The sequence below is a fragment of the Allobosea sp. 05T438 genome (assembly GCF_056396025.1).
The window spans coordinates 26662-52240 of sequence record NZ_JBFTKQ010000021.1 but is presented as its reverse complement, the minus strand read 5'-3'; the positions used below and the strand labels follow the sequence as shown (position 1 = coordinate 52240).

At 63.3% G+C, this 25579-nt stretch carries 26 protein-coding genes and 2 pseudogenes; 13 read left to right on the top strand and 15 right to left on the bottom strand.

What is annotated here, in order from left to right; genetic code table 11:
* Window positions 1-719: 719 nt before the first annotated feature.
* Window positions 720-3842 carry an efflux RND transporter permease subunit gene (locus AC1DIN_RS25945; RefSeq protein WP_476811828.1) on the bottom strand — a complete coding sequence of 1041 codons (3123 nt, stop codon included), beginning with the start codon at window positions 3840-3842 and terminating at the stop codon, window positions 720-722.
* Window positions 3839-4963: an efflux RND transporter periplasmic adaptor subunit gene (locus tag AC1DIN_RS25940; protein WP_476811827.1), complete on the bottom strand. Its 1125-nt coding sequence runs from the start codon at window positions 4961-4963 to the stop codon at window positions 3839-3841. The genes AC1DIN_RS25945 and AC1DIN_RS25940 overlap by 4 nt, the downstream gene beginning before the upstream one ends.
* A 77-nt stretch (window positions 4964-5040) precedes the next feature.
* On the opposite strand from AC1DIN_RS25940, the gene AC1DIN_RS25935 reads away from it, so the two are divergent.
* Complete coding sequence (locus AC1DIN_RS25935) at window positions 5041-5634, top strand: TetR/AcrR family transcriptional regulator (protein WP_476811826.1); 594 nt, start codon at window positions 5041-5043, stop codon at window positions 5632-5634.
* Window positions 5631-5858: a hypothetical protein gene (locus AC1DIN_RS25930; RefSeq protein ID WP_476811825.1), complete on the top strand. Its 228-nt coding sequence runs from the start codon at window positions 5631-5633 to the stop codon at window positions 5856-5858. The genes AC1DIN_RS25935 and AC1DIN_RS25930 overlap by 4 nt, the downstream gene beginning before the upstream one ends.
* 161 nt (window positions 5859-6019) lie before the next feature.
* On the opposite strand, the gene AC1DIN_RS25925 is transcribed toward AC1DIN_RS25930, so the two are convergent.
* The gene (locus AC1DIN_RS25925; RefSeq protein WP_476811824.1) at window positions 6020-6916 is read right to left on the bottom strand and encodes a LysR family transcriptional regulator; all 897 of its coding nucleotides are present in this window, start codon (window positions 6914-6916) and stop codon (window positions 6020-6022) included.
* Between the two features lie 195 nt (window positions 6917-7111).
* On the opposite strand from AC1DIN_RS25925, the gene AC1DIN_RS25920 reads away from it, so the two are divergent.
* From AC1DIN_RS25920 to AC1DIN_RS25910, 3 genes are all read left to right on the top strand, one after another.
* Window positions 7112-7846, top strand: coding sequence for an SDR family NAD(P)-dependent oxidoreductase (locus AC1DIN_RS25920; protein WP_476811823.1), 735 nt, complete (start codon window positions 7112-7114; stop codon window positions 7844-7846).
* An 87-nt stretch (window positions 7847-7933) separates the two neighbouring features.
* Entirely contained in the window at window positions 7934-8533 is a 600-nt protein-coding gene (locus tag AC1DIN_RS25915; RefSeq protein ID WP_476811822.1) for an NADPH-dependent F420 reductase, read from the top strand.
* Between the two features lie 417 nt (window positions 8534-8950).
* Window positions 8951-9160 carry a cold-shock protein gene (locus AC1DIN_RS25910; RefSeq protein WP_441470753.1) on the top strand — a complete coding sequence of 70 codons (210 nt, stop codon included), beginning with the start codon at window positions 8951-8953 and terminating at the stop codon, window positions 9158-9160.
* A gap of 14 nt (window positions 9161-9174) precedes the next feature.
* Here the strand turns inward: AC1DIN_RS25910 and scpB are convergent, their stop codons facing one another.
* Together scpB and AC1DIN_RS25900 are read right to left on the bottom strand one after the other, a co-directional pair.
* A complete protein-coding gene (gene scpB, locus AC1DIN_RS25905; protein WP_476811821.1) occupies window positions 9175-9861 on the bottom strand; it encodes an SMC-Scp complex subunit ScpB in 687 nt (228 codons plus the stop codon).
* A gap of 3 nt (window positions 9862-9864) precedes the next feature.
* On the bottom strand, window positions 9865-10815 hold the full coding sequence (locus tag AC1DIN_RS25900; RefSeq protein WP_476811820.1) for a DUF1403 family protein: 951 nt from the start codon (window positions 10813-10815) through the stop codon (window positions 9865-9867).
* A 270-nt stretch (window positions 10816-11085) separates the two neighbouring features.
* On the opposite strand from AC1DIN_RS25900, the gene AC1DIN_RS25895 reads away from it, so the two are divergent.
* From AC1DIN_RS25895 to AC1DIN_RS25885, 3 genes are all read left to right on the top strand, one after another.
* Window positions 11086-11340 carry a type II toxin-antitoxin system Phd/YefM family antitoxin gene (locus AC1DIN_RS25895; protein ID WP_476811819.1) on the top strand — a complete coding sequence of 85 codons (255 nt, stop codon included), beginning with the start codon at window positions 11086-11088 and terminating at the stop codon, window positions 11338-11340.
* Complete coding sequence (locus tag AC1DIN_RS25890; RefSeq protein ID WP_476811818.1) at window positions 11340-11744, top strand: PIN domain-containing protein; 405 nt, start codon at window positions 11340-11342, stop codon at window positions 11742-11744. The genes AC1DIN_RS25895 and AC1DIN_RS25890 overlap by 1 nt, the downstream gene beginning before the upstream one ends.
* Before the next feature lie 132 nt (window positions 11745-11876).
* The gene (locus AC1DIN_RS25885; RefSeq protein ID WP_476811817.1) at window positions 11877-12938 is read left to right on the top strand and encodes a site-specific integrase; all 1062 of its coding nucleotides are present in this window, start codon (window positions 11877-11879) and stop codon (window positions 12936-12938) included.
* Window positions 12939-12975: 37 nt separating this feature from the next.
* On the opposite strand, the gene AC1DIN_RS25880 is transcribed toward AC1DIN_RS25885, so the two are convergent.
* The 10 genes and pseudogenes from AC1DIN_RS25880 to AC1DIN_RS25835 form a co-directional block, all read right to left on the bottom strand.
* Window positions 12976-13323 (bottom strand): type II toxin-antitoxin system PemK/MazF family toxin, encoded by a 348-nt coding sequence (locus tag AC1DIN_RS25880; RefSeq protein WP_476811816.1) that lies wholly within the window; start codon window positions 13321-13323, stop codon window positions 12976-12978.
* A complete protein-coding gene (locus tag AC1DIN_RS25875; RefSeq protein ID WP_476811815.1) occupies window positions 13310-13528 on the bottom strand; it encodes an AbrB/MazE/SpoVT family DNA-binding domain-containing protein in 219 nt (72 codons plus the stop codon). The genes AC1DIN_RS25880 and AC1DIN_RS25875 overlap by 14 nt, the downstream gene beginning before the upstream one ends.
* Before the next feature lie 742 nt (window positions 13529-14270).
* Window positions 14271-14561, bottom strand: a complete 291-nt coding sequence (locus AC1DIN_RS25870) for a WGR domain-containing protein (protein WP_476811814.1) — start codon at window positions 14559-14561, stop codon at window positions 14271-14273.
* A 123-nt stretch (window positions 14562-14684) separates the two neighbouring features.
* Window positions 14685-14891 (bottom strand): hypothetical protein, encoded by a 207-nt coding sequence (locus AC1DIN_RS25865; protein ID WP_476811813.1) that lies wholly within the window; start codon window positions 14889-14891, stop codon window positions 14685-14687.
* Window positions 14892-15017: 126 nt separating this feature from the next.
* The gene (locus AC1DIN_RS25860; RefSeq protein WP_476811812.1) at window positions 15018-15506 is read right to left on the bottom strand and encodes an MbcA/ParS/Xre antitoxin family protein; all 489 of its coding nucleotides are present in this window, start codon (window positions 15504-15506) and stop codon (window positions 15018-15020) included.
* 82 nt (window positions 15507-15588) lie between these two features.
* Window positions 15589-16818, bottom strand: a complete 1230-nt coding sequence (gene repC, locus AC1DIN_RS25855) for a plasmid replication protein RepC (RefSeq protein ID WP_476811811.1) — start codon at window positions 16816-16818, stop codon at window positions 15589-15591.
* Window positions 16819-17068: 250 nt separating this feature from the next.
* Window positions 17069-18067: a plasmid partitioning protein RepB gene (gene repB, locus AC1DIN_RS25850; protein WP_476811810.1), complete on the bottom strand. Its 999-nt coding sequence runs from the start codon at window positions 18065-18067 to the stop codon at window positions 17069-17071.
* A 226-nt stretch (window positions 18068-18293) separates the two neighbouring features.
* A complete protein-coding gene (gene repA, locus AC1DIN_RS25845; RefSeq protein ID WP_476811809.1) occupies window positions 18294-19517 on the bottom strand; it encodes a plasmid partitioning protein RepA in 1224 nt (407 codons plus the stop codon).
* Between the two features lie 647 nt (window positions 19518-20164).
* A pseudogene (locus AC1DIN_RS25840) lies at window positions 20165-20327 on the bottom strand (IS3 family transposase); the annotation flags it as partial.
* A pseudogene (locus AC1DIN_RS25835) lies at window positions 20301-20833 on the bottom strand (3'-5' exonuclease); the annotation flags it as partial. The pseudogenes AC1DIN_RS25840 and AC1DIN_RS25835, both read right to left, overlap by 27 nt.
* Window positions 20834-21276: 443 nt before the next feature.
* On the opposite strand from AC1DIN_RS25835, the gene AC1DIN_RS25830 reads away from it, so the two are divergent.
* From AC1DIN_RS25830 to AC1DIN_RS25810, 5 genes are all read left to right on the top strand, one after another.
* On the top strand, window positions 21277-22026 hold the full coding sequence (locus tag AC1DIN_RS25830; protein ID WP_476811808.1) for a Crp/Fnr family transcriptional regulator: 750 nt from the start codon (window positions 21277-21279) through the stop codon (window positions 22024-22026).
* A 34-nt stretch (window positions 22027-22060) separates the two neighbouring features.
* The gene (locus AC1DIN_RS25825; protein WP_441473658.1) at window positions 22061-22315 is read left to right on the top strand and encodes a DUF6894 family protein; all 255 of its coding nucleotides are present in this window, start codon (window positions 22061-22063) and stop codon (window positions 22313-22315) included.
* Window positions 22316-22484: 169 nt separating this feature from the next.
* Window positions 22485-23981 (top strand): sensor histidine kinase, encoded by a 1497-nt coding sequence (locus tag AC1DIN_RS25820; RefSeq protein WP_476811807.1) that lies wholly within the window; start codon window positions 22485-22487, stop codon window positions 23979-23981.
* Between the two features lie 26 nt (window positions 23982-24007).
* Window positions 24008-24421 (top strand): response regulator, encoded by a 414-nt coding sequence (locus AC1DIN_RS25815; protein ID WP_476811830.1) that lies wholly within the window; start codon window positions 24008-24010, stop codon window positions 24419-24421.
* A 22-nt stretch (window positions 24422-24443) separates the two neighbouring features.
* A complete protein-coding gene (locus tag AC1DIN_RS25810; RefSeq protein ID WP_476811806.1) occupies window positions 24444-25511 on the top strand; it encodes a histidine kinase dimerization/phosphoacceptor domain -containing protein in 1068 nt (355 codons plus the stop codon).
* The last annotated feature ends 68 nt before the right edge of the window (window positions 25512-25579 follow it).

Sequence of the window (25579 nt, the reverse complement as noted above, 5' to 3'; positions counted from 1 at the left end):
GAGCGCCATGCCCTTCCCAGCAAGTAGCTTGAGCTTCTGGAGCTCCTCTGATGTCCAGGGTTGGCGGTGCCGTTCGAAACGCTCGGTCACGATATGCTCCTATTTTGACGAGACATCGGCGGCATTCCGCACTCGTAGCAGAAGTGGGCGGAGCTTGGTCAAACATTCGCGCCACGCAACCCGTTGTTTGCGCCAACAGCTGACCTTGGATCACCGCCTGGTAGCGGACATTGCTTTGAGGCCGCCGGGGCCGAGTGCCAACGGCGTGCAATCTTTAGACCTGGATGCTCCTGATCAGCCGCTCCAGATCGGATTGAAACTGCTTACAGTGTTGGGTGACCCCTGCGGTTGAAAGATCGATATCTTGTATGACCGGAAGGCCGCGGGAGAGCAGCAAGCAGCCTTCCCTTGTCAAAGACAGTCGCCTCAGTCGGGCATCTTTCGGATCGGTAAGGAAGGCGACCAGCCGCCGACGGAGGAGTGGCTTGAGGCTCGCGGCGACGGTGGTCCGGTCCGCGCCTAGAGCAGCGGCGACCTCACCGATAGATGGCGGCGCATCCGAGTCGAGGCAGCTGAGTAGGATCAGTTGCCCGGCGTTAAGATCGAGACCCCAAAGAGCCGGGTCGGCTTTCCGGGACATAACCCTGGCAGCACGCAGGATCGAAGCCGTAAGCCCGGTGGAGGCGGCATAGCCCGAGCTTGGGAGTCTGTCCTTTGGCTCACTCCGCCGCCTCCGCGAAGGCGATTGGCGAAGTTGCGCCACTCGATGGGGCGCCGGCCTTGTCGGCCGCGTCCGATGTCGGCTTGATCCGGAACCACGCAGCATAGAGCGCCGGCAGGAAGAGCAGGATGAGCACCGTCCCGACCGCCGTGCCGCCGATCAGCGTATAGGCCATCGAACCCCAGAAGACCGAGTGGGTCAGGGGGATGAAGGCCAGAACCGCGGCGAGCGCCGTCAGGATGACCGGCCGCGTGCGCTGAACCGTCGCCTCGATGACGGCATGATAGTCGTCCAGACCCGCGATCCGGTTCTCCTTGATCTGGTCGGTCAGGATCAACGTGTTGCGCATCAGGATGCCCGCCAGCCCAATGAGGCCCAAGATGGCGTTGAAGCCGAAGGGCTGGTTGAAGGCCAGCAGCGTCGGCACAACGCCGATCAGGCCGAGCGGGGCTGTGAACAGCACCATCGTCATCATCGAAAACGACCGCACCTGGACCATGACGACGATCAGGGTCACGGCGATCATCAGCGGAAAAATCTTGCCGAGAGCATCGTTCGCCTTGGCCGCCTCCTCGATCGAGCCGCCCATGTCGATGCGATAGCCGGCCGGCAGCGCGGCGATCAGCGGCTGGAGCGCGGCCCGCACCTGCTTGGAGACCTCCGGAGGCTGCGTCGCCTCGTTGAGCTCCGAGCGGACCGTGATCGTCGTCATCCGATCCCGCCGCTTCAGCATCGGCTCCTCGTAGCGGATCTCGGAGTGTCCGATCTGGTCGAGGGGGATCTGCCGCCCGTCCCGGCTCATCAGGGAGAAGTCGGCGAGACGCGTCGGGTCGAGACGTTCGGCACCTGCGCTGCGGGCGATGACCGGCACGTTGCGGATGTCTTCCCGGACCTGCGTGACCGGCACCCCGCTCAGCAGGAACTGGAGCTGCTGGCCGACCTGCGCCGGCGACAGGCCGATCAGGTTGAGGCGATCCTGGTCCGGCACGAAGCGCAGGACCGGCGTGCGGTTGCCCCAGTCTCGGTTCGCTTCCCGGACATCGGAGATGCCCCGCATGACCTGCAGGGCCTGTTCGGAGATCTTGTAGAGTTCCGCCTGGTCGGGACCGACGATGCGGAACTCGACGGGGAATACCGAGGGAGGCCCGAAGACGAATTGTGTGGCGCGGACATAGGCCTCGGGCGCGAGCCCGTTCGAGATCTCCTCTCGCAGCCGAAGCTTGAGCTCTTCACGCGCATGGGCGTCCGGCGTCAGCACGACGATCTTGGCGAAAGCCGGATCGGGCAGCTCCGGCGAAAGCGCGAGGAAGAAGCGCGGCGCGCCCTGGCCGACATAGCTGGTGACGATCTTAGCTTCGGGCTGCCGTTCGAGCCAGCGCTCGACCTTTTGGACCGCGGCGGTCGTGGTCTCGATGCTGCTGCCTTCCGGCAGGCGGATTTCGACGAGCACCTCGGGCCGGTCAGAAGTGGGGAAGAACTGCTGCTTCAGCCCGCCCATGCCGACGCCCGAAAGAGCGAAGGCGATGCCGACGATCGCGCAGGTCAGGAACTTGTGGTCGACCGCGAAGGTGATGAGGCGCCGCAGACGCCGATAATTCGGCGTGTCGTAGATCGTGTGCGTACCGCCGTCGATCGGCTTGATCTCCGGCAGCATCTTGACGCCGAGATAGGGCGTGAACACCACCGCCACGATCCAGGACACGATCAGCGCAAAGCCGACGACCCAGAAGATGTTGCCGGCGTATTCGCCGGCCGTGGAGGAGGCGAAGCCGACGGGCAGGAAGCCCGCGATCGTCACCAGCGTGCCCGAGAGCATGGGCGCGGCGGTATGGCTCCAGGCATATGCAGCCGCCTTGATGCGGTCCATGCCCTCTTCCATCTTCACGACCATGACCTCGATGGCGATGATGGCGTCGTCGACGAGGAGGCCGAGCGCCAGGATCAGCGCGCCGAGCGTGATCCGGTCGAAGAACCGGCCGGTCTCCAGCATGATGAAAAACACGGCCGCGAGCGTGATGGGGATCGCCGCTGCAACCACGATACCGACGCGCCAGCCGAGGCTGAGCAGGCTGACGAGCAGCACCACGCCGAGCGCCATCGCGAACTTCATCATGAACTCGTCGACGGAAGCGGCGATGTTGACCGCCTGGTCCGTTACCTTTTCGAGCGACATGCCGAGCGGCAATGTCCGGCCGATCGCGGCGGTCTTATTCTCAAGATCCTTCCCGAGCGTCAGCCCGTTCCAGCCGTCCTGCATCACCGCCGCGAGCATGAGACTGGGCTCGCCCTGATGCCGGATGATGAAGCTCGGCGGGTCCTCGTAGCCGCGGCGGACGTCCGCGATATCGGACAGCTTGAGGGTCCGGCCTCCGCCGACGATCGGCGTGTCGGCAATGGCCTGGACGCCCTCATAGGCGCCGTCGACCCGGATGAAGACGCGCGGGCCCTTAGTGTCGACCGAGCCCGCCGCCGTGACCGTATTCTGACGCTGCAGGGCGGTGACGATGTCCTGGGCGGAAACGCCCAGCGTCGCGAGCTTCGCATAGGAGAACTCGACGAAGATCTGCTGGGGGCGCTCGCCGAGGATGTTGACCTTCTTGACGCCGGGAACGTGCAGGAGATCCTGACGGATGGTTTCGGCCTGCCGCACCAGTTCCCGCATGGGCAGGCCCTGCGCCTTCAGCGCGTAGAGCGCGAAACTGACGTCGGAGTACTCGTCGTTGACGAAGGGGCCGAGCACGCCGGGCGGCAGGTTGCGCGCCTCGTCGGTGAGCTTCTTCCTCGCCTGATAGAATTCCTCCTGCACCTTGGAGGGCGGCGTGGCGTCCTTCAGGTTGACCGTAAGGTAGGCATAGCCCGGCCGTGTCGTAGTCTCGACGCGATCGTACCAGGCGAGCTCCTGAAGCCGCTTCTCCAGCGGCTCGGCGACGAGGTCCTGCATCTCGCGGGCCGTCGCGCCGGGCCAGACGGAGGTGACCGTCAGCGTCTTGATGGTGAAGCTCGGATCCTCGGCACGCCCGAGCTTGACGAAGGCGTAAGCGCCGGCCGCGACGAGCAGGAGGATCGTGAAGAGGGTGACGGCGCGTTCGCGGACCGCGATGGCCGAGAGATTGAAGCTCATCGCGAGGCCGCCTTGACGTTCGAGGAAGCCCGGACCGGCTGGCCTTCGCGCAGGAGATGCGCCCCGAGCGACACGATCGGCCGGCCGGCCTGCAGCCCCGAGACGACCGCCGTCTCGCTTGTGACGCGAACGAGACGCACCGGTTGGAACGTCACGGCGGAGCCCGCATCGTCGAGGACCCAGACGCCGGTCTTCTGTCCATCGTCGAGAACTGATCCGAGCGGAATCTCCGTCTCGGCGTCAGTCGCCATATCGGACAAGCGGACCGTAACGGTCGCACCCAAGGGCGCCAGGGCGGCCTCGCTTTCGAGGACATAGCGGGCCTCATAGGTCCGGGTCTGCGGATCGGCCGAGTCGGACAGCTGGCGCAGAGTGGCGCGGAAGCTGCGTCCCGCGACGCCGTAGAGCGTCGCCTGCGCGGCGGAGCCAATCTGGGGCCTGACCGTTTCGGGCAGGACCACCAACGCCTCTCGCGGGCCCGTCTGCGCGAGGCGCACGACCAGTTGCCCCGCGGCGACCACCAGCCCAGGCTCCGCGAGGGTGTCGACGATGATCCCGTCCGCGTCGGCCGCGAGCACGGCATAGTTGAGCTCGTTTTCCGCGACATTGGCCGCGGCCTCCGCGGCGGCGGCCTGAGCCTTCGCGGTGTCGAGCGCGGCCTTGGCCTGCTCATAGCGCTGGGGGCTGGCGGCGAAGCCGTTCTTCACGAGCACCGCGTAGCGCGCCTCGTCTGCCGCCGTCTGCGTCAGCACAGCCCGAGCGGCGATGGCCGCGTTGCTCTTAGCGGTGAGCGCCAGCCGCAGATCGGTCTCGTCAACCCGCAGAAGCGGTTGTCCCGTCTTCACGGACTGGCCGATATTGACGAGCCGCTCAACGACCTTGCCCGGGACACGAAACCCGAGATTGCTCTGGACGCGTGCCGCGATGACGCCCGTAAAGCGCCGGTCGGCGCCTGTGACCGGGCTTGCCGTCGACACGCGTACGATCGGCGGTTCCTGTCGGGGGTCGATGGCCGCCAAAGGAGCGGACTTGTGCCCGATCAGCATAACGGCCCCCCCGATCCCGGCGGCGACCACGATGCCCCCGACTGCGAGCAGGGCGAACCGGGATTTCCTTGTCATGGTGCTTACCAAATAGATTGCGTCCGACATCTATGTCCGTTATAGAGTGTGAACGCAATCTATTTTTGGAGCACGGCATGCGGGTCTCGCGGGAGCAAGCGGCGCAGAATAAGGAGCGGGTGATTGAGACGGCGAGCAGGCTCTTTCGCGAGCACGGCTTCGACGGCATCGGCCTCAAGGACCTGATGGCAGGTGCCGGCCTGACGCAGGGCGGCTTCTACAAGCAGTTCGCCTCGAAGGACGAGCTGACGGCGCTGGCATCGCGGCGCGCAATTGCCAGTTCGGCCGAGCGCTGGTCGTCCGCAGCCGCCTCTCGGCCGGATGATCCGCTGTCGGCCGTGGCGGAATTCTACCTCAGCACGGAGCACGTCGCGGAACGCGCCGAAGGATGCCCTTTCGTCGCGCTCGCGTCTGACGCAGCGCGACAGGGTCCGGCGGTGAAGGCCGAGTTTGAGGCCGGCATCCGCGCTAACCTCGACATGATCGCAAGCTTGTCCGCTGGAGAGGATCGTGACGCTCTTCTGGCGAGGCTGTCGATGATGGTCGGAGCCGTCCTGCTGTCGAGAACGGTCAACGACGAGGCGCTGGCACGCCAGATCCTGAACGCAGCCGGCTCCCAGATTGACGGCCGTGCGAGGACGACCAACGGCGAGCAGGAGCGCGCGCAATGAGCGCGGCCGAAACCGCGCTCGGCGGACCCCGGCTGGCTTCGCAAGCGGGCGTCGATCCGGTTCGACCCGAGGTCAACGAAGTCAGCCGTCTCACCGTACTACTTCTCGCGGGTCTGGCCGCCCTCGGCACGCTGGCGACGAACATTATCCTCCCGGCTTTTCCTCGCATGGCGGCTGAACTCGGCCTGACGAGCACCAGCTCGGAATCCTCCTCAGTGACGTAATACGGAGCCATTTGTTGGGCGCCAAATGCGGAACTTAGCTGCGCTCCATAAATTGGACATTCTGCGCGACGCGATGTTGCGCCCGCCACTTAGTTCCAACGCGACGACCGGGTACATTTAGGGGTTGGTATGCTCCACACTGTCGCGGGAGACTTGCCGCGTCAGTTGCTCGATACGGACAGCCCCGCAAGCAACGATGCGTAGACGGCGAACCTGTGGGAAGCGAATTCCATGAACAGCCGCACGCGCTTGGTTTTGCGCGTCTCGCCATGGGTGAGGAGCCAGAGCACGCCGTTCCGCTGCGGCAGGATGCCTGGCGCTCGGGTCAGCTGGGGATCGGAGTCGCCGACAAAGCACGGCAGCCTGGTCAGTCCGATCCCTTGGCGAACCGCGGCGATTTGCGCCTCGGCGTCCGGGGTCCTGAAAGGGACGTCGGCAGTTCGGATCTCGCCCGCCCGGGCCCAGTCCGGGATGCCGTGATCGTTAATGACGATCGGCCGGATGGGCCTCTGCGCACCCGCCCGCCACGCCGCCAGCAGGTCGCGGGACAGGTAGACCCCGCTGGCCAGCTCCGGTCCCATCAGGCCGTGGAGATTGAGCGGGAGGGTCTTGCGGTCGACGACGAAGCGGATCGCCACGTCGGCCTCTCGATTGGTCAGGTTCGCGACCTCCCCGGTCGACCGGATCTCCATCTCGATGTCCGGATGCAGGCGCGCGAAATCAGAGAGGTCCGGCATAAATAGATGCGTCGCGAGGAAGGGCGGCAGCGTCAGCCGCAAGAGGCCGCGCGCGCTCTGGTCGCGCCCGAATACGCGCGTCTCCAACTGGTGTGACGAGGCCTCCATCTGCTCGGCGAACTCCAAAACCTCCTCGCCTGCCGCCGTCAGGCGGTAGCCCGACGGCAATTTCTCGAACACCTGCGCTCCGAGCCGCTGCTCCAGCTGAGCGAGGCGCCGCAGCACGGTTGCGTGATTGACAGCGAGGCGCTCGGCGGCGGCCCGCACTGAGCCGGCCCGCGCGACGGCCAGGAAATAGCGAACGTCGTCCCAATCGATCATGGCGCAATCCTGCACCGGATTGGCGCTTCTTCAAAGCCCTTGTGCGCTAGTTCGATAGCATCGCCCATTTTAAGTGGATCGTTTTCGCACCACCGATGTTCATACCTCCGCACTCACCGTCGCGTGCCGTCAGGGCCATCTCGAGGCTCTCGGGTCGTCATCGAACGACCACGAAGGAACCCAAAGGAGACGATCATGGGTAAGCTGGACGGTAAGGTCGCGGTCATTACGGGCGGATCGAGCGGCATGGCGCTGGCGAGCGCCAAGCGGTTTGTCGACGAAGGCGCCTATGTCTTCATCACCGGTCGGCGGCAACAGGGGCTCGACGAGGCGGTCAAGCAGATCGGCCGTAACGTCACCGCCGTGCAAGGCGACATGGCCAATCTGGACGACCTCGATCGGCTGTTCGACACAGTGAAGCAGGAGAAGGGCAGGATCGACGTCCTCTACGCTAGCGCCGGCATCGGCGAGGCGGCGCCGCTGGGCGAGATCACGGAAGAGCTCTTCGACAAGACCTTCGGCCTCAACGCGCGCGGCACGCTGTTCACAGTGCAGAAGGCGCTGCCGCTGTTCAACGACGGCGGGTCGATCTTCATGACTGGCTCGGTGGCCTCACTGAAGGGCTTTCCCGGCTACAGCGTCTACGCGGCGAGCAAGGCGACGCTGCACGCCTTCGCGCGAGGGTGGCTCAACGAGCTGAAGGGCAGAAACATCCGGGTGAACGTGCTGCACCCGGGACCGATCGCCACCCCGATGCAGGACGAGGTTCTGACCGAGGAGGCGAAGAAGATGTTCGAGTCCCTGATCCCGCGAGGGACGATGGGCCTTCCCGAGGAGATAGCGGGAGCCGCGCTGTTTCTGGCGTCCAGGGACTCCAGCTTCGTCAACGGCATGGAGCTGTCCGTCGACGGCGGCTTCTCGGCCATCTGAGGGCGTTGCCCAAAAACCTCATTCACAGAGACCGGACGGCTGCGCTGTTGAAGGCCGGGCCATCCCTCCCCGCTATCGGAGACCATCATGAGCTACGCGATCATCGGCTTCGGCAAGATCGGCCAGGCCCTGGCCCACGCCTTCGCCCGCAGGAACATCGAGGTGGCCGTCGCCAGCCGCCACCCGCCCGAGGCGCGTGCTCCGCAGGCCCGGGCGATCGGTCCCAAGGTCGTCGCCAAGACCCTGCAAGAGGCCCTCAAGGCCGATACGATCTTCCTGGCCATCAGGTCCGAGTCGCATCCGGCTCTCGCCAAGGCTCTGCCAAGCTGGGAACACAAGACCCTCGTCGATGCGACCAACTCCCAGGCGCCGCTGGAGGACATGGACGGCCTCCTGTCTTCCGCGTTCGTGGCGAGGCTCTATGCCGGCGCCAAGGTCGTCAAGGGGTTCAACCACCTGGGCGCCACGGCTCTGGCAATGGACCCGGTCGTGGCGGGCGGTCACCGGGTCGTGTTCCTGTCGAGTGACGACGAGGGCGCGGCCGCACCCGTGGCGGCCCTGGCCAAACAGCTCGGCTTCGCCCCCGTCAATCTGGGCCGGTTCGACGAGGGCGGCGCGCTGGTTCACGCCCGCGGCTCCGTCTGGGGCGCACTGATCTTCCAGAACATGTTCAAGAAGGAACAGTAGGGGATTGCCTGGCAATTGTCCGAGAGGTGTAGCTGCGCCGTTACTGCCAGCTTCCTTTGCCATGAGGCTGGGATGGGCCCAGCCTCGCTTCCGCGCTGAGTTCAGGCAGGCAACCCGAAAATGGCCCCTGTCAACGCTGGCAATGAGCCCGACCTCCCCATCCAATGGCTGGTGCAAGCCCTGCCAACCGGCTTGCCCAGTAAGCGGACATTCCCAGGGGTGAAAGCGGGCCACCTACGGCTGCTTGACTGCCAACCCCAGCAGGCTGCCCAGTAGCGGACGCTCCAGACGTCGGCATTGGGCCAGCTTTGCCCGTTGGTGGCTGCTGACAAGAGCTCGACGAAGCGCCCTTCCACGCTGCAGGTTGCCAACTCGACAGCCGGGGGAAATGATGCGCTGTTTTCAGGAGACGCGACTATGGCGATCGGTACCGTGAAGTGGTTCAACGCGACGAAGGGTTTTGGCTTCATCCAGCCTGACGATGGCGGCCAGGATGTCTTCGTCCATATCAGCGCCGTGGAACGGGCTGGTTTGCGCGAGCTGCGCGACGGTCAGAAGGTTTCCTACGAGCCTGCTCAAGACAAGCGCTCCGGTCGGACCTCAGCCGAGCAACTGCAAGCCCTGTAGAAACGGCTCGAAGGCTACGCATCGCCGTCGGGCTCATCCGGGGACGGCGGATCGTCCTTCTCACCGATGGCGGCGAGCGGAATCGCGCCAGCAAGCAACCTGTCCTTGCTCAAAAGTCCGGCATCCTCGAGCCGCTCGAAATCCGGCAGATCGCGCAGGGTCTCGAAACCGAACTGCGACAGGAACGCTGGCGTCGTCACATAGGTATAGGGCGCGCCGGGCTGCGGGCTGCGCGGTCCTGCGGCGATGAAGCCGAGTTTGCGCAAATGGCCGATCGTGTCGCGGCTGACCTCCTTACCAAAAACCTGGCCAAGCTCGGCGCGGGTGATCGGCTGGAAATAGCCGATACACAACAGCACCAAGCTCTCGGACTGCGACAAGGCCTTGTCGCAGCGCTCGCCAAGCCCGGTCGCCGTCCGGATCGCGACCGCGAATCCCTTCTTCGTCCGGTGCTGCCAGCCGCCGGCGACAGAAACGAGCTCGTAGGGTCGGCCGGCCAACTCATCGCGGATGTCAGCGATCAGCAGATCGATACTGCAGTCGCGGCCGACGACGCGCGCCAGGGCCTGTCGGCCGACCGGTTCCGGCGACGCGAAGATGACGGCTTCAACGCGCCCCATCCATTCACGCCACCGCATCTCCGGCGGCAGATCCGCCAGCTCGGCGTCGAAAAGTTCCTCCGTCTGGGCTCGTTTGGCCATGCTCTAGAGCCCGTAAAGCCGAAAGCTGGCACGCCCGGAGAGCTCACGCACAGCCCCGAAACTGACCAAGCGCTCGAACAGCCGACGCGAACCCCAGCGGGTCAGATGGGTGGTCTGCAGCGTGCCAGACACGGCATCGCTATCGAGCAAAAGCTGGATCACCTCCCCTGCCCCCTTGGCGCGCAGCTTCGGCGTCACCTCGATGAGCCGTGCCGCCCGCGGCGCGATCTCGCCGGCAAGCCAGCAGGCCTGCGCCGCTGCCAAGGCGACTGCCACGCAGATCGCGCGCTCGAACCCCTCCCCTCCCGCACGCACGCGACCGCGATCCTTGAGGCTGCGGAAGGCAGCCCCGTGCGCCTGCGTCACCAGCAAGGGCACGGTCTCCGGCCAGCGCATGCGCCGGGCCAAGACCTGATCAGCGAGCCACCAGCCGAGCAGGCCGGTGTCCGGTCGCAGCCGTTGGACCTCGGCTGCGATCGCCGCAGCGGCCAAAGGCGCGGGCTGGCCGGAGCGCGCGAGGTCCTCGAGTTGGTCCACCAGGGAGACGAGGTTGTCACTCCAGCGCAGGCCGAGCCGATTCACTGCCCTGCGCAAACGGTCGGGAGAGACGTTGGGCGAGCGCTCGGCCAGGCTTTTCCAGGCGGCAAGCAGGTTGCCGGCCGGGCCGGGATCGGCGCCCGGCATACGCAGGAGCCAGGCGTCGCGCAATTGCGTTTCGGTCTCGGTCCGTCCGGCCAGCACGACAGCTTCGGCAGCAGATTTCAGAGCCAGCCGCTGGCGCCAGGCGCCGGCCCAGGGTGGCGCCGCACGCACCAGATGATCCAGGGAATTCAAGGCCGAACCAGCCAGAAACGCGGCTTCGGCATCGCTTGTCACGAGCCCGCGCGGAACCGCCCAGCCTGGTACGGCAGGCGGCCTCCAGACGGCGGAGGGCGTTGAATCGGGACCGAGCATCGAGCGAAGGATAGACCGACTGTGCGCTTGGTACCATGATTTTTAAGTCAAAGCGCACACTGCGTCGAAAACAAATAATGACCGATAATCTTGCATTATCGGATATTCTATTCTTGATAGAGAGACCGTCACTCGCGCCGCTTCCCGGCCTCCGAAATGCAGCTCTGGCAAGGGACACGCGGTGACCTTTCGCGGCGCCGAGGCGTCATCCTTTGACGGGTCCCCGATCGCCATTCTATATAGCTAGCTAGTCTAGCTAGGAGAGACATGATGGATTGGCCGCTGCAGGATGCCAAGAACCACTTTTCCAAGGTTGTGCAGCGAGCCCGCAGTGAAGGACCGCAGGTCGTGACGCTGCGCGGCGAACGAGCCGCTGTTGTCCTGTCCGCCCGGGATTACGACGCCCTGCGGGCCGGCCGGCCGAGCCTCGTCGACGACCTCCTAGCTGGTCCCGCCTGGGACGACGACCTCACTGACGCCGTTGACGCCCGGGCCAAGACCCCGAGCCGCGATCCCGCTTTCTGATGTATCTCATCGACACCAACATCGTCTCGGAAGCTCGGCGCGGCACACCCGAAGCGATCGCCTGGCTGCGCTCCGTAGATCCGCTCAGCGTCCATCTCAGCGTCATAACCCTTGGAGAGGTGATGCGCGGGATCATGCTGAAGCAGAAGATCGATCCGAAAGCGGCCGGGCATCTCGGCGAATGGCTGCGCAAGCTCCGGTATGACCACGCCGATCGGATCCTGCCGATTACCGACCAGATCGCGGTCGAATGGGGTCGTGTCGCGGCCCAGCGGCCGCGCGGCGATGCTGACGGGCTGATCGCTGCCACCGCGATCGTGCATGATTTGATCGTCGTCACACGCAATGTCGTCGATTTCGACGATACCGGCGCTTCAGTGATCACCCCCTGGGACCTCGATTGATGCGCACTACGGCGAACGGCACGAGCGCGCGGCAACGCCGCAGAGGGTCGCGTAGCGGATTCGCCCGCGCGATTCAGCCGGCTTTCGCAGACCTCGGCAGGGCGGCGCGACGTGACCCGGTATAGCGATCCGATGCACGGCGATGACGAGCAGCTCCCCCCTCCCCTTCCCGTAGCGGGGAGCGCGCGCCCAGCGCCTGGCACGCTCCCCGCCCATCTCGAGGGCCTCGCTGACCGCGCGCGCGGTTACGTTGAAGCCGCCAGCTCAGCCAATACCCGGCGGGCCTACGCGTCCGACTGGAGCCAGTTTCAGGCCTGGTGCCGACGCCAGAACCTTGCCGCCCTCCCCCCTGATCCGCAGATCGTCGGGCTGTACGTTGCGGCCCTGGCCTCTGGGGCAACCACGCCAAACCGTAAGCCCTCTTCTGTCAGCACGATCGAACGCCGGCTCTCCGCGCTCGCCTGGAATTTTGCGCAGCGTGGCCAGATCCTCGATCGCACGGATCGTCACATCGCCACAGTGATGGCCGGCATCCGCAACAGCCACGGCCGCCCGCCGGTGCAGAAGGAAGCGGTGTTGCCCGAGGACGTCATCGCAATGCTCGAGACGCTCGATCGCGGCACTCTCCGCGGCCTCAGGGATCGAGCCATGCTGCTGATCGGTTTTGCCGGCGGCCTGCGACGGTCCGAGATCGTCGGACTCGACGTCGGTCGCGACCAGACCGAGGACGGCCGCGGCTGGATCGAGATCCTCGATTTGGGGCTGGTCGTGACTTTACGCGGCAAGACCGGCTGGCGTGAGGTCGAGATCGGCCGCGGCTCCGCTGACGCCACCTGCCCCGTCGTAGCACTGCAAACCTGGCTGAAGCTCGCCAGGATCGTACACGGCCCTCTGTTTCGGCGCGTCACCGGCCAGGGCCAGTCCGTCGGTCCCGAGCGCCTGAACGACCGGGAGGTCGCGCGTCTGGTCAAGCGCACGGCGCTCGCCGCCGGCGTGCGCGGCGATCTCTCCGAGGGAGAACGAGCGGATAAATTCGCAGGCCACTCGCTGCGCGCCGGGCTCGCTTCCTCGGCCGAAGTCGACGAGCGCCATGTTCAGAAGCAACTCGGTCATGCCTCCGCTGAAATGACCCGTCGCTACCAGCGTCGGCGTGACCGGTTCAGGGTCAATCTCACCAAGGCGGCGGGGCTTTGAAGAATCGTCAGCGAAGGCTCACGGATGGTCGACGCCGTTAGACACCCATATGTTTCTTGAGCTGATCACTCACCTCAGCCATCAGCGGGGGTGTGATACGGCCGAGCTTCTGAGCGTGGGCTGCCTCGATTGTCGCGATCTTGACGGGACGGATCACACTCGGCGCCGGCAAGCCGGCCTCTTCATAAAGCCGTCCCAGCGATACGTCTCCGACCCATGGCCGATTCTCGGCGCTGGTGATCATGGCGACCCACAACAGGGCACCCCCCTCCCCGATCGCGCCGTTGCTGACGACGAGCGCCGGACGGTGTTGCCGGGTGTTGCGGTCGGTATAGGGGAAAGGCACCCGGACAACGTCGCCCTGCTGGAAATCAGAGGTCGGCATAGGCCCTCCGATCGGCTTCGCTGTCCCACTCGCCGAACGTGCCGAACGGATCCTCGACCACGACCGACACCGGCGCCTTGCGGATCACGACGGTCCCGCCTTCGATGCTATAAGCAATTTCGTCGCCTTCCCGCAGCTGTAGCGCTGCCCGGATGGGTTGCGGAATCGTCGTTTGTGCCTTGCTTGTCAGCTTGCTCGTAATCATGCCGAACCTCGTAAGGAAACCCCTTACAGTAAGGAAAATCCTTGCAGAATGCAAGCCTAAAGGTGCATCACGGCGATGAGCATCATGAGTACCAAGATTTGCGATCTCGCCGGCAGATCCGAAAGCCGCATAAATGACCACTGGCGGCTCTTTGATGCTTCGCCTCATCACCCCTGCCCGCACACGCACGAAGGGCCCTCAGCGGCCTTCCTACGAGGTCGATTTTTTCGGCTCTGGCTGTATACGCGCAGCTAGAGTCAGCACAACCTAGCGCAACAGCGGCAGCACGGTGGCTGCGGCGATCGCCACGACGATGGCACTGCGAATGAGGATGCCGTTGATCCGAGCCATAGAGGCTTCCGAGCTGTCAGGTGTACGCATCACTTCGCCTCCCTCTCAGGCCAGCTTCGGACTCATCACTACCTCATGCAATCGCGACCGTTTGCGAACCGTCAGACTCTCCTCTTGTGTGGCCAAGCAGCCACGCAGCCAGTCCCCGTCCTCCGGACGATCCGCTCGTGGGCTGAGCGGGCCAGCCTGTCCGGAAGATCGAAGGCTCATTTCCGTTTCAGTTGAGGAACGAACTCTCAGCCTTCCTTGTTTGCTCGTCGCGCAAAATGATGCACGCCGACCGCGCCGGTGCTGGCTGCTCATAACAGCGCCGGTGTGGTTCGAGTCCGGCCCGCTAGGCTCTCAAAACGGTTGGCCGTCCCAACAACGGAGTGTCCGAACGCTCTTCCGCTTATGGTCCCTCATTTTCGATCGAAGTCGCAACGACGCGGTAGCCACGCCGGGTCTTCCTGAGCAGCCAATCCTGCAGTGCCTCGGCTGCAGTTTCTTGATCCCCGTAGAGATCGAGCCGCCGCCGGCCGAAACAGCCCCGGCGCCCCCATTCGCGTACGAGCGCGACATCGCCAAACAGTGTTGGCTCAATCGCGAGCACATAGAACCGCGCCATATTCTGCGCTGGATCAGATCGGTCCAACACCAACATTTGCAAGCGCGGCGCATCTTTGGCGAAGGAGCTGTCCATGCGCGCATCTCGCGCCCATGGCATGCACCCGTCCAACGCAAAGGATGAATCAATTCCGTGCTGACGATTCACAGCGTTGATGAACCGCGAGGCGTCCTGCAGAACCTCGCCCTCGCCGCGAGGTTAGATCCCGGATTTGGCGCGCAGGTCCTCGACCGTCGCCGCGCTCACGAGCTCGGCTTGGCCCACCAGGACACCGCCCTTCATCACCGAACAAGCGGTTACACCCGGACGTGATTGCATATCCCGGTATCGGCGAAGCGCGTCGGTGGCAGAAGGGGCCGCTTCCTTGACCTTGCTACCCCGGATCGTGGCCTTGATCTGAAACACGTCTATTCCTTTGAAACGCCGAAACTGCAGCATCAAGAGCCCGCCTCAGCCGCATCGTTCAGGGGAGCTGGCGGCGCCGATATCGAATCGACCGCCTTGCAACACAAGAGGTCATCCGAGGCGATATCAGACCCAGATCAAATTGGCGTCGGTAAAAGGCTTGAAGTTGCGGTCGACCTCGTTAGGGGCGGTGCCACCGCAGTACTCCTTGGCGAGCAAGTAGCCACGGACATCCATCAGCCCAGGTTCGAAGCCGGACAGCATCAGCTCCATCGGCGCTTTCCCATTGAAGGGGCTTTCACGATTGATGCCTCGGAGCCATTTCGAGCTCTCGTCGTCAGTCCCCTCCAACAGACGGAGGGATTTATAAATCCCGAGCACCGCCGAAATCCGCAATAGGACGTCGGTTTCAAGGGTCAGAGGCTCGTCGGCGCGGGCAGCATCATACCAGGTCTGAAATTCGTCCGATGTGGGCATACCCAGGAGCGTTTGAATCTCGGCAACGTCGAGCTCCCAGACGCGCGCGACATTGAGGAGCGTCCGTAAGCCAGGTCCACTCACCCGGGCCCGGTTTTCCGGACTGGCATCGATCGGCGCAGGCGGCTTCCAATTCATCGCGCGAACCTCATCACTAAAGACCCGTTGTACCCGATTTTTGTCGCCAATGGCCTGCGTATGCCAGCAATCTACAGGCAAGCTACGCCCGTTTTGGCTCGCGCCGGCGGCTTCCGATCAGCGCCATCAGCATCGGTCCGATTGAGAATTCGTTAGCCTCGGCTTTCCGTGTCAGGCCGCGCAGATATCCGCCGGCGCTGGAAATCGCCTCGCCCCGCTGCATGATTGCGGCCACGACAATCGAGGCCTCCGTTTCGCCCATCGCATTCTGCGCGTCCAACCAGGCGCTCGGGCTTATTCCGAGCATCGATCGCACCATAGCCGCCGTCGCCAGGAAGTCTCGCCAGCTGGAAATTCCGCCGCGGGCGTAATCGATGATATCCGGGCAGGCATCGAGGACCATTCCCAGCGGGAACGGCCGTTCTGCCTTCCTCACGGGTTCAGGATCAATCTCGACTTTGACCGCCCTGCTTTCTGGAAAGCTAGGTTCAAGATCAATAGGTGGTTGTGTATTTGAATTCTGTTTGTGCCGCTCAGAATGAGACTCATTGCCGCTTATATTCTGATTTTTTGCATGGAGTTCCAGCAGGTTGAGGATTTCGTCGGCCAGCATCGATAGCTCTTCGGCAATTGGCTCGAGAACCTCCCGCGGGGCCGTGCGCGGAATCCGGTCAACGATCGACCGGTAGAGCGCGTGGATCTCCTGCCAGGTTGAAGGCCCCTGCCCCGCCTGGTGAGCCGGGACGCCTTCCTCCATCGCTGTGGCTATCATCTTGGCGATGTCCCGCCGGCAGATGGTGATGCGCTCCCGCGCGAGCTTCAGGGCTCGCTCCTCGAGCCTGACGTCCTCGGCCGCGCTCTCGATCTCGGCGGATCGAACAACCAAGGGAGACAGATCGAAGCCGAAGGCAAGCTCGATATCCCCTGTCCTCCCCTTCCGCGCGTAGCGCTTCCCGTTGGGGCTATCGCGGCGGATGATGAGACCCGAGTCAACGAGCACCGCAAGATGGCGCCGTAGCGTCGCCGGGGACATCCCGTGCGCCCTAAGGGCCAGCTGCTGGTTCGACGGGAAGACGACGAGTTGCTCGCCAGTCAGAACCGTCTCCGGATGAAATGTGAGCAGAGCGTCGAGCACCGCCAAGGCGCGTTCATTCACGCGGAGCCGAGCCTTGGCCGTGCAGATATCCCGAAATAGATTCCATTTGTGGACGGCCTTCTCGGGCAGTCGTTCTTTCGCGAGCGCTTGGCTTGCTACATGGGCGAGCGTCAGCGTCCGCCGCCCAAAGGGCGTCGTTGCGGCGTGATTAACCACGTTTCCTTACCTGTGATTAGGCAAAAGACGTCCGCTCGCCGAAAAGGCGCTTCGTCTCCAAGAGACTCTTGACGGCGATTCGAGGAAGTGCGATTCTCAAGGTGCGAACTACGAGAAGGGCTTCCGGGACACCGTTTCGGGGGCCTTTTTCTTTTGCTGGATTATTGAAAAGCCTACGACACTGAGAGCAAGCTCTCAGTTCCTGCGGCGACTATGCATCTGCCCTCCCTTCGTTCTCGACTGTGATCGATCAGTCGCCAGAGTGATCAGCAAACCGTTGCATCAACTCGGCCAACTCCGATTTCATGAAAACGGCGAAAGCCGCTGCGGACTTGGCGTCTACGACCAGGCGCACTTCACCGCGCGCAAACGTAGCTTGGCCCAATCGTCGTCCTTCCGGAGTGCGGAGATCCAACTTCTCACTGCTTCTGACCTGGCGGCTGCCCACCTTGTCGACGGCCAACCAGGCCGCTTTGAATCGTTCGTCGCTATCGAATGACTTCAGTCGATCCTCATTCAGTACCGCCTCCACAGACGCCCGCAGTTTGGCGTCTTCCAGTTTCTCGGCTAGGCCAAGCCAGCGCGCACGGCCTGTCTTTGGAGCCGGGCCAATCCGGTGAATGATGGCTTCAGGAATGCGCCGAGCAATCGTGATGTAGCGACTAAGATCGGCCTTGTCCGTCGCCAACGCTGCGACAAGCGTGTGCCGGTCATACCCTGCATCTTCCAAGCGTTTGGCGAATAGTGCCTTCTCGATGAACGACAGGTCCTCGCGATCGAGGTTCTCGCGGCCCTGGGCGACAATCAGCTCAGCGTCCGTGAGTTCGCGAACGATCGCTTTGACCTCACGCCCCAGGGCGGCGGCTGCGCGAAGCCGGCGTCGGCCATAGGCGATTTGAAAGCGGCCAGATTCCCGCGGGTGAGGGCGCACCAAAATTGGTACTTGCTGCCCGTTCTCCGCGATGCTTGCCATAAGCCGTTCGAAGCCGCGGTCCACCTCGACTGGGATGCGGTCCGCGATCGTAGAACCTTCAACCTGGCTGGCACTCAGCGCTATGACGGTGTCGCCCGCGGCCAGTTGCTGCCGTAGTTTGTCAACAGTCTTGGCGTTCTCGGACAATTCTTGGAGCGATGCCCCCATCGCTGCGACTGCACCGGTCCTGACACGCTCGGCCGGTTTGGCAGGCGAGGGTCCTACCGCCTCCGGCTTCTTGAAGAACAGCGAATTCACCTGATCTCGGCGGCTCATGCTCGTCCTCCTTTCCAAACGGGGGCTGCGTAGCTTGGTCGAGGCGCCTCCTCAAAGGCAGCAGATCGAAGGTTGTTGGGAGCTCCCAACCTCGACCAGGAACTGGAATGGGCAGAAGCGTGTTGGGAGCTCCCAACACACCGGTGCATTGGACGCCGCCGCTCGCCGCTCCCGAAAACGAAATGCAACGAGATAAAGCGGGGTGCCGTGAGGTAGGTCCGAGGCATCACGGACGCCTCCCCCAGGCGGATTTGATCAGGCCTTCGACTTCTCGATTGACCGCGTCGAGAGACTCCATGGCCCTATCGTAGGTGGTGCGCGTCAGGTTCTCCCGCCCGATCTCGTAAAGCGTTTGCTTGGTGAGACCTGCGTCCGAAATCGCAGCTGACTTCACCATTGCATTGGTCAAAACGAAGTCGTCGAACAGATTGCGAAGTAGCGCTGCGACCTTGGTCTGGGGTGCGTCCTGCGGCTCATAGCGTGTCAACAAGTACCGCAGGAAATCATACTTCAGCTCGCCACCTGCCTCGCGCACCACGCCGAGCAGATCACGAGTCATAAGTAGAAACTGACTCATCGACGCAATATCTAACATCTGCGGATGGATGGTGACGATCATCGCCGTAGCCGCGCAGAGGCCGCTGAGCGTCAGGAACCCCAACTGAGGGGGGCAGTCGATGACCACCACGTCATAGCGATCTGCAACTTCATCAAGTGCCCGCGCTATACGTGTAAAAAAAAGCCCGTCGCTGGTCCGATCCTTGGCAATCAACGCCTTCGGCGTCGCGTGCTCGAATTCCATGAGTTCCAGATTTCCCGGAACGAGATCGAGCCCATCGAAATAGGTCGATCGAATAACCTCGCTCAGGGGGCGCTTGTCTTCGTCGTAGCGGATCGCAGCATAGAGGGTCTGGTTCGCGGCAACATCTGTTTCAGGCAAAAAGCCGAGCAGGGCGGAGAGACTCGCCTGAGGGTCGAGATCCACCGCAAGAACCCGATAGCCCTGCAGCGCCAGGTGCTGAGCCAGATGCGCGGAGGTCGTCGTCTTTCCCGAGCCGCCTTTGAAATTCGTAACCGCGATGACCTGGAGGTGCTCTCCAGGTCGCCGATGGGGCAGGAACTCGAAGCTCTCGCGCCCTCGCGCCGAACTGGCGAGCACGTGTCGAACTTCGTTGATCTGAGCGAGCGTGTAAAGCCGCCGCCCATTGCTGCTGGTCTCCGGCATTGGGCCTTCGCCAGCCAACGTCATTTTGCGCAGGGTGGAGTCCGAGATGCCGATCAGGCGCGCAGCCTCGCCGGAGGTGAAGCGACGCAGCATCTTCCTGGCCATTGGCGGGAAGAGCGCTTCGCTCATCGCCTGAAGTTGGGAGCTGAGCAATTCCGCCTGCTCGCCGATCGTCTCATCGACGCCGTCGATCACAATACGCGAATGGTCTACGGAAACGCTCACGCTTTGATTCTTTCGTCACGGAAAATCGAGCCGTTCGCTCATTTAACCGTGACGATACCAATGAGCCGCTCGCAGGCAAGAAATTAGTGGTTAACGACTCCTTAGCGCAGGCAGAGGCGGGCCCTGATCAACCCACATTTTTTGTAATCACTTCAATATCTTACGTTTGACCCCGAAGGAAACGGGAGTTTGAACCCATTCTGTGCACATGACGAAGGCGAGACGTTTCAAGCAGCGATTCAAATGAATCGTCACGTCGATTCATCGACTCGCACGCGAATCGCCGTGCAGAAAGACCCGATGTTCCGGCGCGATGATTGCGCATCTGCACAAAAGCAGTGACCCACGCGCGGCTCCCGGATGCGACAAAGGATTGAAGTTCGGTTCCTTTGAAAGGGCGGGGGCGCTCCCCCGCGGACCGAGCTAATTATGCGGAACTGGTCCAAGAACACGACCTGGCTTGCCCGACTCCGTAAGCCTCGCCTCAGACCTATTCCAGACCCAGAAGCCCGCGCCCCCAAACGACCTTCACGGCGCTTGCTCGGCGCCCGGTGCTGCGCGCTCTCGACGATCGGTCAGGAGACGCAACCAAGGATCAAAGACACGAACGTTTCAACTGGCCTGCTGCTGGTTCTGTGGACAGAGGGTTAGGCCAATCCCACCTTCTTTTCGAACTCGACCGGGCTGATGTAGCCGATGGTCGAGTGCCTGCGAACGGCGTTGTAGAACCGTTCGATTTAGTCGAACATCACGAGCGTCGTCGCGTGTCCGGTAGACTCTGCCTCTGATCCGCTCGGTTTGCCGAGTGCTGGCATCCTCATGAATGCGCTCTAGATGAGGTTCGTACCAGCGCCGGGCACGTTCGATCTCGGCCGGCCAACCGGCCGTGTCGGCGCGCAGCTCGTTGACCGCGGAAACGAATGACGACCAGTCATCGCCGGCCCTCGGTGGAGCCGGAGCGTTCTCGAATGCTTCAATGGGTGCCGAAGCCTGCGCGACATGCTCAAGGACGCGCTGCGCCGAGGTCGGGCCGACACCGGGCAGCAGCTGCAGCACCGGAAGCCAGAGACCTTGTCGCGCGGGTTCTCGACGAAGCGCAGTAGGGCCAGCAGGTCCTTGATATGGGCGCTATCGAGGAACTTCAGCCCGCCGAATTTGACAAACGGTATGTTCCGGCGCGTGAGCTCGATTTCAAGCGGGCCGCTGTGATGTGACGCCCGGAACAGGACCGCCTGCTGTTTCAGCGTCGATCGGCCTTCGCGGTTCTCCAGCACCTTCTTGGCTATGACACGCACCTGATCGGCTTCGTCACGTACAATCTGCCAATCAATGCCCCGTCGCGACGACCGGTTGAATCCGCCCAGTATGCCGACAGTTCCAGAAGCTCATGGCCGACAAGGCGTCACCTGCTCGATGAGCCGCTCGGGCAATGTCTGGGACAATGCCGCGATAGAGGGCTTCTTCTCCTCGCTGAAAGCCGATCTGGTTGAGCTCGAACAGACCGCGGGTGGATAACCGGACCCGCTTCATTCCGAATGCGCTTCGCGGGCAGTGTGAGCGGACGGCCCGGCCCATCTCAGCCGCAGACGGCCCTCGGGCTTCGCCGGGAGGACCAAAGGTTGATGTCAGGGCCAAGATGCGCGGCATGTGGCGATGACATCGAAGGGGTATAGTTGCGTTCTGCTGGCATGGCATTTGAAGTGCGCATGGAACTGGATGACATGTCCTGGCATCGCGCCACCTGAACGGCAGGGAACGAATGGATAAGCAGCTTTATCTGGAGCGTCTCGTTCTCAAGCTCGAAACCCATATTCCTCTGCCGCCTGCCGAGCGGGAGAAGCTGCTGGATTTGCCACTTACCTTGAAGCGTTTCGAAGCCGGCCAGGACATTGTCCGCGAGGGAGAGATCACGAAGCAGTGCTGCTTGGTCGCCGAAGGGCTCGTTTGCCGCTACAAGATCGTGGGCGATGGCGCCCGACAGATCCTGTCGCTTCATCTTCCCGGCGACATTCCAGATATCCACTCGCTGCTCATCGAGCGCATGGATCATTGCCTGGGGGCCCTGACGCCGGCAGTGGTTGGCTTGATTCCTCACGATGCCGTTCGCGCACTCACAAGGGCATCCTACCGAATTTCCGAAGCGTTCTGGCGAGAAACGCTCATTGAAGCCTCGATTTACCGCGAATGGATGGTGGGCATTGGGCGCCGCTCGGCGCCCAGTCGGATCGCCCACTTGTTCTGCGAGTTCATCACCAAGATGACGGCGATTGGCCTGTCCGATGGCGTGACCTGCAACCTGCCTTTGACGCAGCCCGAAATCGCCGACGCATTGGGGCTGTCCACGGTCCACATGAACAAGAAACTTCGAGAAATCCGGGAGGCCAAACTCGTTCGGATTCGAGCCAACCGCCTGACGGTTCTGGACTGGAAGGGGCTCTGCCATTTGGCGGGCTTCGATCCGGACTATCTGCATCTCCAGCCTGGCGCCGCGAAAATCGAGAGCGATTGAGGAACAGGTTGGGCCCCGAGGGCATTAGGCTGGCATGCCCAGCTACTTCTTTCATACGCGCGACGGAGAGAAGCTCGAGATCGACGAGGAGGGCACGGATTTGCCCGATGACCAAAGCGCGCGAAATGCAGCCAAGGAACTGCTCGCTGCTTTGAACCGTGAAAAGCTGCCCAATGGCGATCATATGTCGCTTTCGGTCACGGTGCAGAACGCGCAAGGGACAGAGATCTACGTAGCCAATTTGCGTTTGGACGGCCTTCCGTCGTCAAATCCCAACAGAAAAAGTTGAAGGTAGGCCCAGCGCGCAGCCGCACTCAGCCAATGCCGCATCGTGGCAATCCAGCGGATAAGTCTTTCGCCGCCCTGCACAGGGACAAGCGCGTAGCAATGTCTTTTGCTGTTGCTCGGGAAGCTTTGATTGGCGCAGAAGAGGTTTATCCCACCAACCGGTCCTCTGCATGCCTATCTCCCAGGCGTTCTTCCAACGCTCTAACGCCCTGCTTTTGGCCGTCGGCATCGCGGTGCTGGTCGTCATCGTGGCCACGTCGCTCTGGCTGACGACGGCCAGCGAACGCTATTTCGGCGAGGTGACCGCGGCCCGCGCGGTACGCAGCTCTTCCGCTGATCTGCTGTCGCTCGTGCAGGACGCGGAGACCGGCCAGCGCGGCTATCTGCTGACGCGCGATGAAAGCTATCTCGCTCCCTATAACGCTGCGGTCTCGAGGCTTCCGGAACAGCGCGCCAGACTTGAACGGGCCGCGGCCCGGCTGCGCGAGATCGGCCCGATCCTGCAGCGCGTCAACCGCGTACTCGACCAAAAGATGGCGGAGCTCGCCGCAACGGTCGAGACGACGCGCAAGGGCGATACCGAGGCGACGATGAACCTAGTCCGCAGCGGCGCCGGCAAGCGGCTCATGGATGAATTGCGAGCCGACCTGAACGCGATTCTCGCCATTTCGGAAACGGAGCTCAGGGAAGCGATAGACGCGCAGGTCACGGCCTCGGCCAGGCTGCGCTGGACGACGATCATCGGCGCAATCCTGCTTCTGGCAATGGCCGGGGCGGCGAGCTGGACGATCATCAGCTACACGCGCGAGCTCGTCGAGACGCGCCGGGAGGTCGAGGGGCTCAATATCGGACTTGAGGAGCGCGTACGCCAGCGCACCGATGCACTCGTCAAAGCGAATGAGGAGGTTCAGCGCTTCGCCTATATCGTGACGCATGATCTTCGGGCGCCGCTGGTGAACATCATGGGCTTCACCAGCGAGCTGGAGGCGATGTTCAAGCCGATCGACACCTATGTCGGTGCCGGAGCCGTCGCCTCTCCGGAACAGAAGGCTGCGGCCGAGGAAGCGCTGCGCGTCGATGTAGCCGAGGCGATCGGCTTCATCCGCTCGTCGACGCGCAAGATGGACGGGCTCATCAACGCGATCCTCAAGATCTCCCGAGAGGGCCGGCGCGAGTTGCGGCCCGAGAGCCTCGATCTCACCGCGCTGATCGAGACCGCTGCGGCGGCGGTCCATCACCAGGCCAGCGCGGAGGAGGGCGGCGGGATCGAGATCAACGCGCAAGTCCCTCGCGTCGTCAGCGATCGGCTGTCGCTCGACCAGGTCATGGGCAATCTCCTGGACAATGCCATCAAGTACCGGGCGCCGGATCGGCCGATCCGGATAGCCGTCCGGACACGGCGGGAGCGCCACGGCTGGGTGAAGATCGAGATCGAGGATAATGGCCGCGGCATCGCGGCGAGCGACCACGAGCGCATTTTCGAGCTGTTCCGCCGGGCCGGTACACAGAACACCGCGGGCGAAGGCATCGGCCTCGCCCATGTCCGCACCTTGGTGCGCAATCTCGGCGGCGACATCACCGTGCGCTCAGAACTTGGAAAGGGCACGACCTTTACCGTGACCCTGCCACCCGACCTTGCGGCCTACAGACGGAGTGCCGAAGCGTGACCAATGGAAAGCCCGTTTCGATCATCATGATCGAGGACGATGAAGGCCATGCCCGCCTCATCGAGAAGAACATCCGCCGCGCCGGTGTCAGCAACGAAATCATTCCCTTCGTCACTGGGAATGATGCGCTGGCCTATCTCTTCGGCGCCGACGGCACCGGCGCCGTCAGCGCCGGCCGCCAACTCCTTATCCTGCTCGATCTCAACCTGCCTGACATGGGCGGCGTCGACATCCTCGAAAAGGTGAAGGGGAACATCCACACCAAGCGCTCGCCGGTCGTCGTGCTGACCACGACCGATGATAGCCGCGAGATCCAGCGCTGCTACGACCTCGGCGCCAACGTCTACATCACCAAGCCCGTGGACTATGACGGCTTCGCCAATGCGATCCGCCAGCTCGGGCTGTTCTTCTCCGTCATCCAGGTTCCGGAAACGCCATGACCGGCTTGCGGGGCCGCCGCTGATGCCGAACCGGCCGATCAACGTCCTCTATATCGACGACGACGCCACGCTGGGGCGCCTCGTGCAGCGCATGCTTGCGCGCCACAACTATGTCGTCGAGCACGTCGCGACCGACGAGGCAGGCCTCTCCCGGGCACAAGCGGGCGGGATCGACGTCATCATCCTCGATCATGATCTCGGAACGGCATCCGGGCTCGATGTCCTCTCGGCGCTTTCCGCCGATGCCGCCGCCCCCGCGGTCATCTACGTGACGGCTTCCTCGGAGCTGTCGATCGCGGTGACCGCCTTGAAAGCCGGTGCCATGGATTATGTCGTCAAGACCGTCGGCGAGGATTTCGAGATCCTGCTGCGGGCGGCGCTGGAACATGCCGTGGTGAAGACGCGGTTGACGCGCGCCCGCGAACAGGCGGAACAGGAAGTACGGGCCGCGCGCGACCGGGCGGTGACGCTGCTGGCCGAGGTCAATCACCGCGTCGCCAACAGCCTGTCGCTGGTCGGCTCGCTCGTCCGGATGCAGGCCAATTCCCTCAAGGACCCCGGCGCCAAGGCGGCGCTCGCCGAGACGCAGGCCCGCATCACCGCGATCGGCAACCTCCATCGCAGCCTCTACACCTCCGACGATGTCCGCTTCGTGGATCTCGCCGGCTATCTTCGCTCCCTGATGGAGGATTTCGCGCAGTCGTTGACCGGCTCCGGCCAAATGCCGACGATCCGCTTCGAGGCGGTGCCGGTCCTGGCGAAAACCGACAAGGCCATCTCGATCGGGCTGATCGCGACGGAGCTCGTCACCAATGCGCTGAAATACGCCTACCCGAACGGCACCGGCGAAGTGCGGGTCATCCTTTCCAGCGAGGGAGACAAGGTAACCCTGAAGGTCCTCGACGACGGCATCGGCTGGACCGGGACGGGCACGATCAAGGGCACCGGCCTCGGCAGCAAGATCGTGCGTGCGATGGCCAAAAGCCTCGCCGCCGAACTGCGCTACGAGGATACGGGCGGACGCGGTACCCATGCCGTCATGGACCTGTCCCTAGCCGGACTCGCGCCTCCCATCTCCGAGATGGCCTGAACCGCATCGAAAACTCGAAAGCAAGAGCGTGCTTCACTGTCGCAGAAATGCGTCGTCATTCCGGCAAG

What these genes read in the sequence shown, in the direction of transcription:
- AC1DIN_RS25925 (WP_476811824.1), bottom strand. Translation starts at nt 6,916, where the DNA reads ATGATCGATTGGGACGACGTTCGCTATTTCCTGGCCGTCGCGCGGGCC.
- AC1DIN_RS25830 (WP_476811808.1), top strand. Translation starts at nt 21,277, where the DNA reads ATGGATAAGCAGCTTTATCTGGAGCGTCTCGTTCTCAAGCTCGAAACC.
- AC1DIN_RS25825 (WP_441473658.1), top strand. Translation starts at nt 22,061, where the DNA reads ATGCCCAGCTACTTCTTTCATACGCGCGACGGAGAGAAGCTCGAGATC.
- AC1DIN_RS25885 (WP_476811817.1), top strand. Translation starts at nt 11,877, where the DNA reads ATGCACGGCGATGACGAGCAGCTCCCCCCTCCCCTTCCCGTAGCGGGG.
- AC1DIN_RS25875 (WP_476811815.1), bottom strand. Translation starts at nt 13,528, where the DNA reads ATGATTACGAGCAAGCTGACAAGCAAGGCACAAACGACGATTCCGCAA.
- AC1DIN_RS25940 (WP_476811827.1), bottom strand. Translation starts at nt 4,963, where the DNA reads ATGACAAGGAAATCCCGGTTCGCCCTGCTCGCAGTCGGGGGCATCGTG.
- AC1DIN_RS25880 (WP_476811816.1), bottom strand. Translation starts at nt 13,323, where the DNA reads ATGCCGACCTCTGATTTCCAGCAGGGCGACGTTGTCCGGGTGCCTTTC.
- AC1DIN_RS25945 (WP_476811828.1), bottom strand. Translation starts at nt 3,842, where the DNA reads ATGAGCTTCAATCTCTCGGCCATCGCGGTCCGCGAACGCGCCGTCACC.
- AC1DIN_RS25890 (WP_476811818.1), top strand. Translation starts at nt 11,340, where the DNA reads ATGTATCTCATCGACACCAACATCGTCTCGGAAGCTCGGCGCGGCACA.
- AC1DIN_RS25935 (WP_476811826.1), top strand. Translation starts at nt 5,041, where the DNA reads ATGCGGGTCTCGCGGGAGCAAGCGGCGCAGAATAAGGAGCGGGTGATT.
- AC1DIN_RS25915 (WP_476811822.1), top strand. Translation starts at nt 7,934, where the DNA reads ATGAGCTACGCGATCATCGGCTTCGGCAAGATCGGCCAGGCCCTGGCC.
- AC1DIN_RS25895 (WP_476811819.1), top strand. Translation starts at nt 11,086, where the DNA reads ATGGATTGGCCGCTGCAGGATGCCAAGAACCACTTTTCCAAGGTTGTG.
- AC1DIN_RS25860 (WP_476811812.1), bottom strand. Translation starts at nt 15,506, where the DNA reads ATGAATTGGAAGCCGCCTGCGCCGATCGATGCCAGTCCGGAAAACCGG.
- AC1DIN_RS25870 (WP_476811814.1), bottom strand. Translation starts at nt 14,561, where the DNA reads ATGGACAGCTCCTTCGCCAAAGATGCGCCGCGCTTGCAAATGTTGGTG.
- AC1DIN_RS25920 (WP_476811823.1), top strand. Translation starts at nt 7,112, where the DNA reads ATGGGTAAGCTGGACGGTAAGGTCGCGGTCATTACGGGCGGATCGAGC.
- AC1DIN_RS25900 (WP_476811820.1), bottom strand. Translation starts at nt 10,815, where the DNA reads ATGCTCGGTCCCGATTCAACGCCCTCCGCCGTCTGGAGGCCGCCTGCC.
- scpB (WP_476811821.1), bottom strand. Translation starts at nt 9,861, where the DNA reads ATGGCCAAACGAGCCCAGACGGAGGAACTTTTCGACGCCGAGCTGGCG.
- AC1DIN_RS25820 (WP_476811807.1), top strand. Translation starts at nt 22,485, where the DNA reads ATGCCTATCTCCCAGGCGTTCTTCCAACGCTCTAACGCCCTGCTTTTG.
- AC1DIN_RS25930 (WP_476811825.1), top strand. Translation starts at nt 5,631, where the DNA reads ATGAGCGCGGCCGAAACCGCGCTCGGCGGACCCCGGCTGGCTTCGCAA.
- AC1DIN_RS25810 (WP_476811806.1), top strand. Translation starts at nt 24,444, where the DNA reads ATGCCGAACCGGCCGATCAACGTCCTCTATATCGACGACGACGCCACG.
- AC1DIN_RS25815 (WP_476811830.1), top strand. Translation starts at nt 24,008, where the DNA reads ATGATCGAGGACGATGAAGGCCATGCCCGCCTCATCGAGAAGAACATC.
- AC1DIN_RS25910 (WP_441470753.1), top strand. Translation starts at nt 8,951, where the DNA reads ATGGCGATCGGTACCGTGAAGTGGTTCAACGCGACGAAGGGTTTTGGC.
- repB (WP_476811810.1), bottom strand. Translation starts at nt 18,067, where the DNA reads ATGAGCCGCCGAGATCAGGTGAATTCGCTGTTCTTCAAGAAGCCGGAG.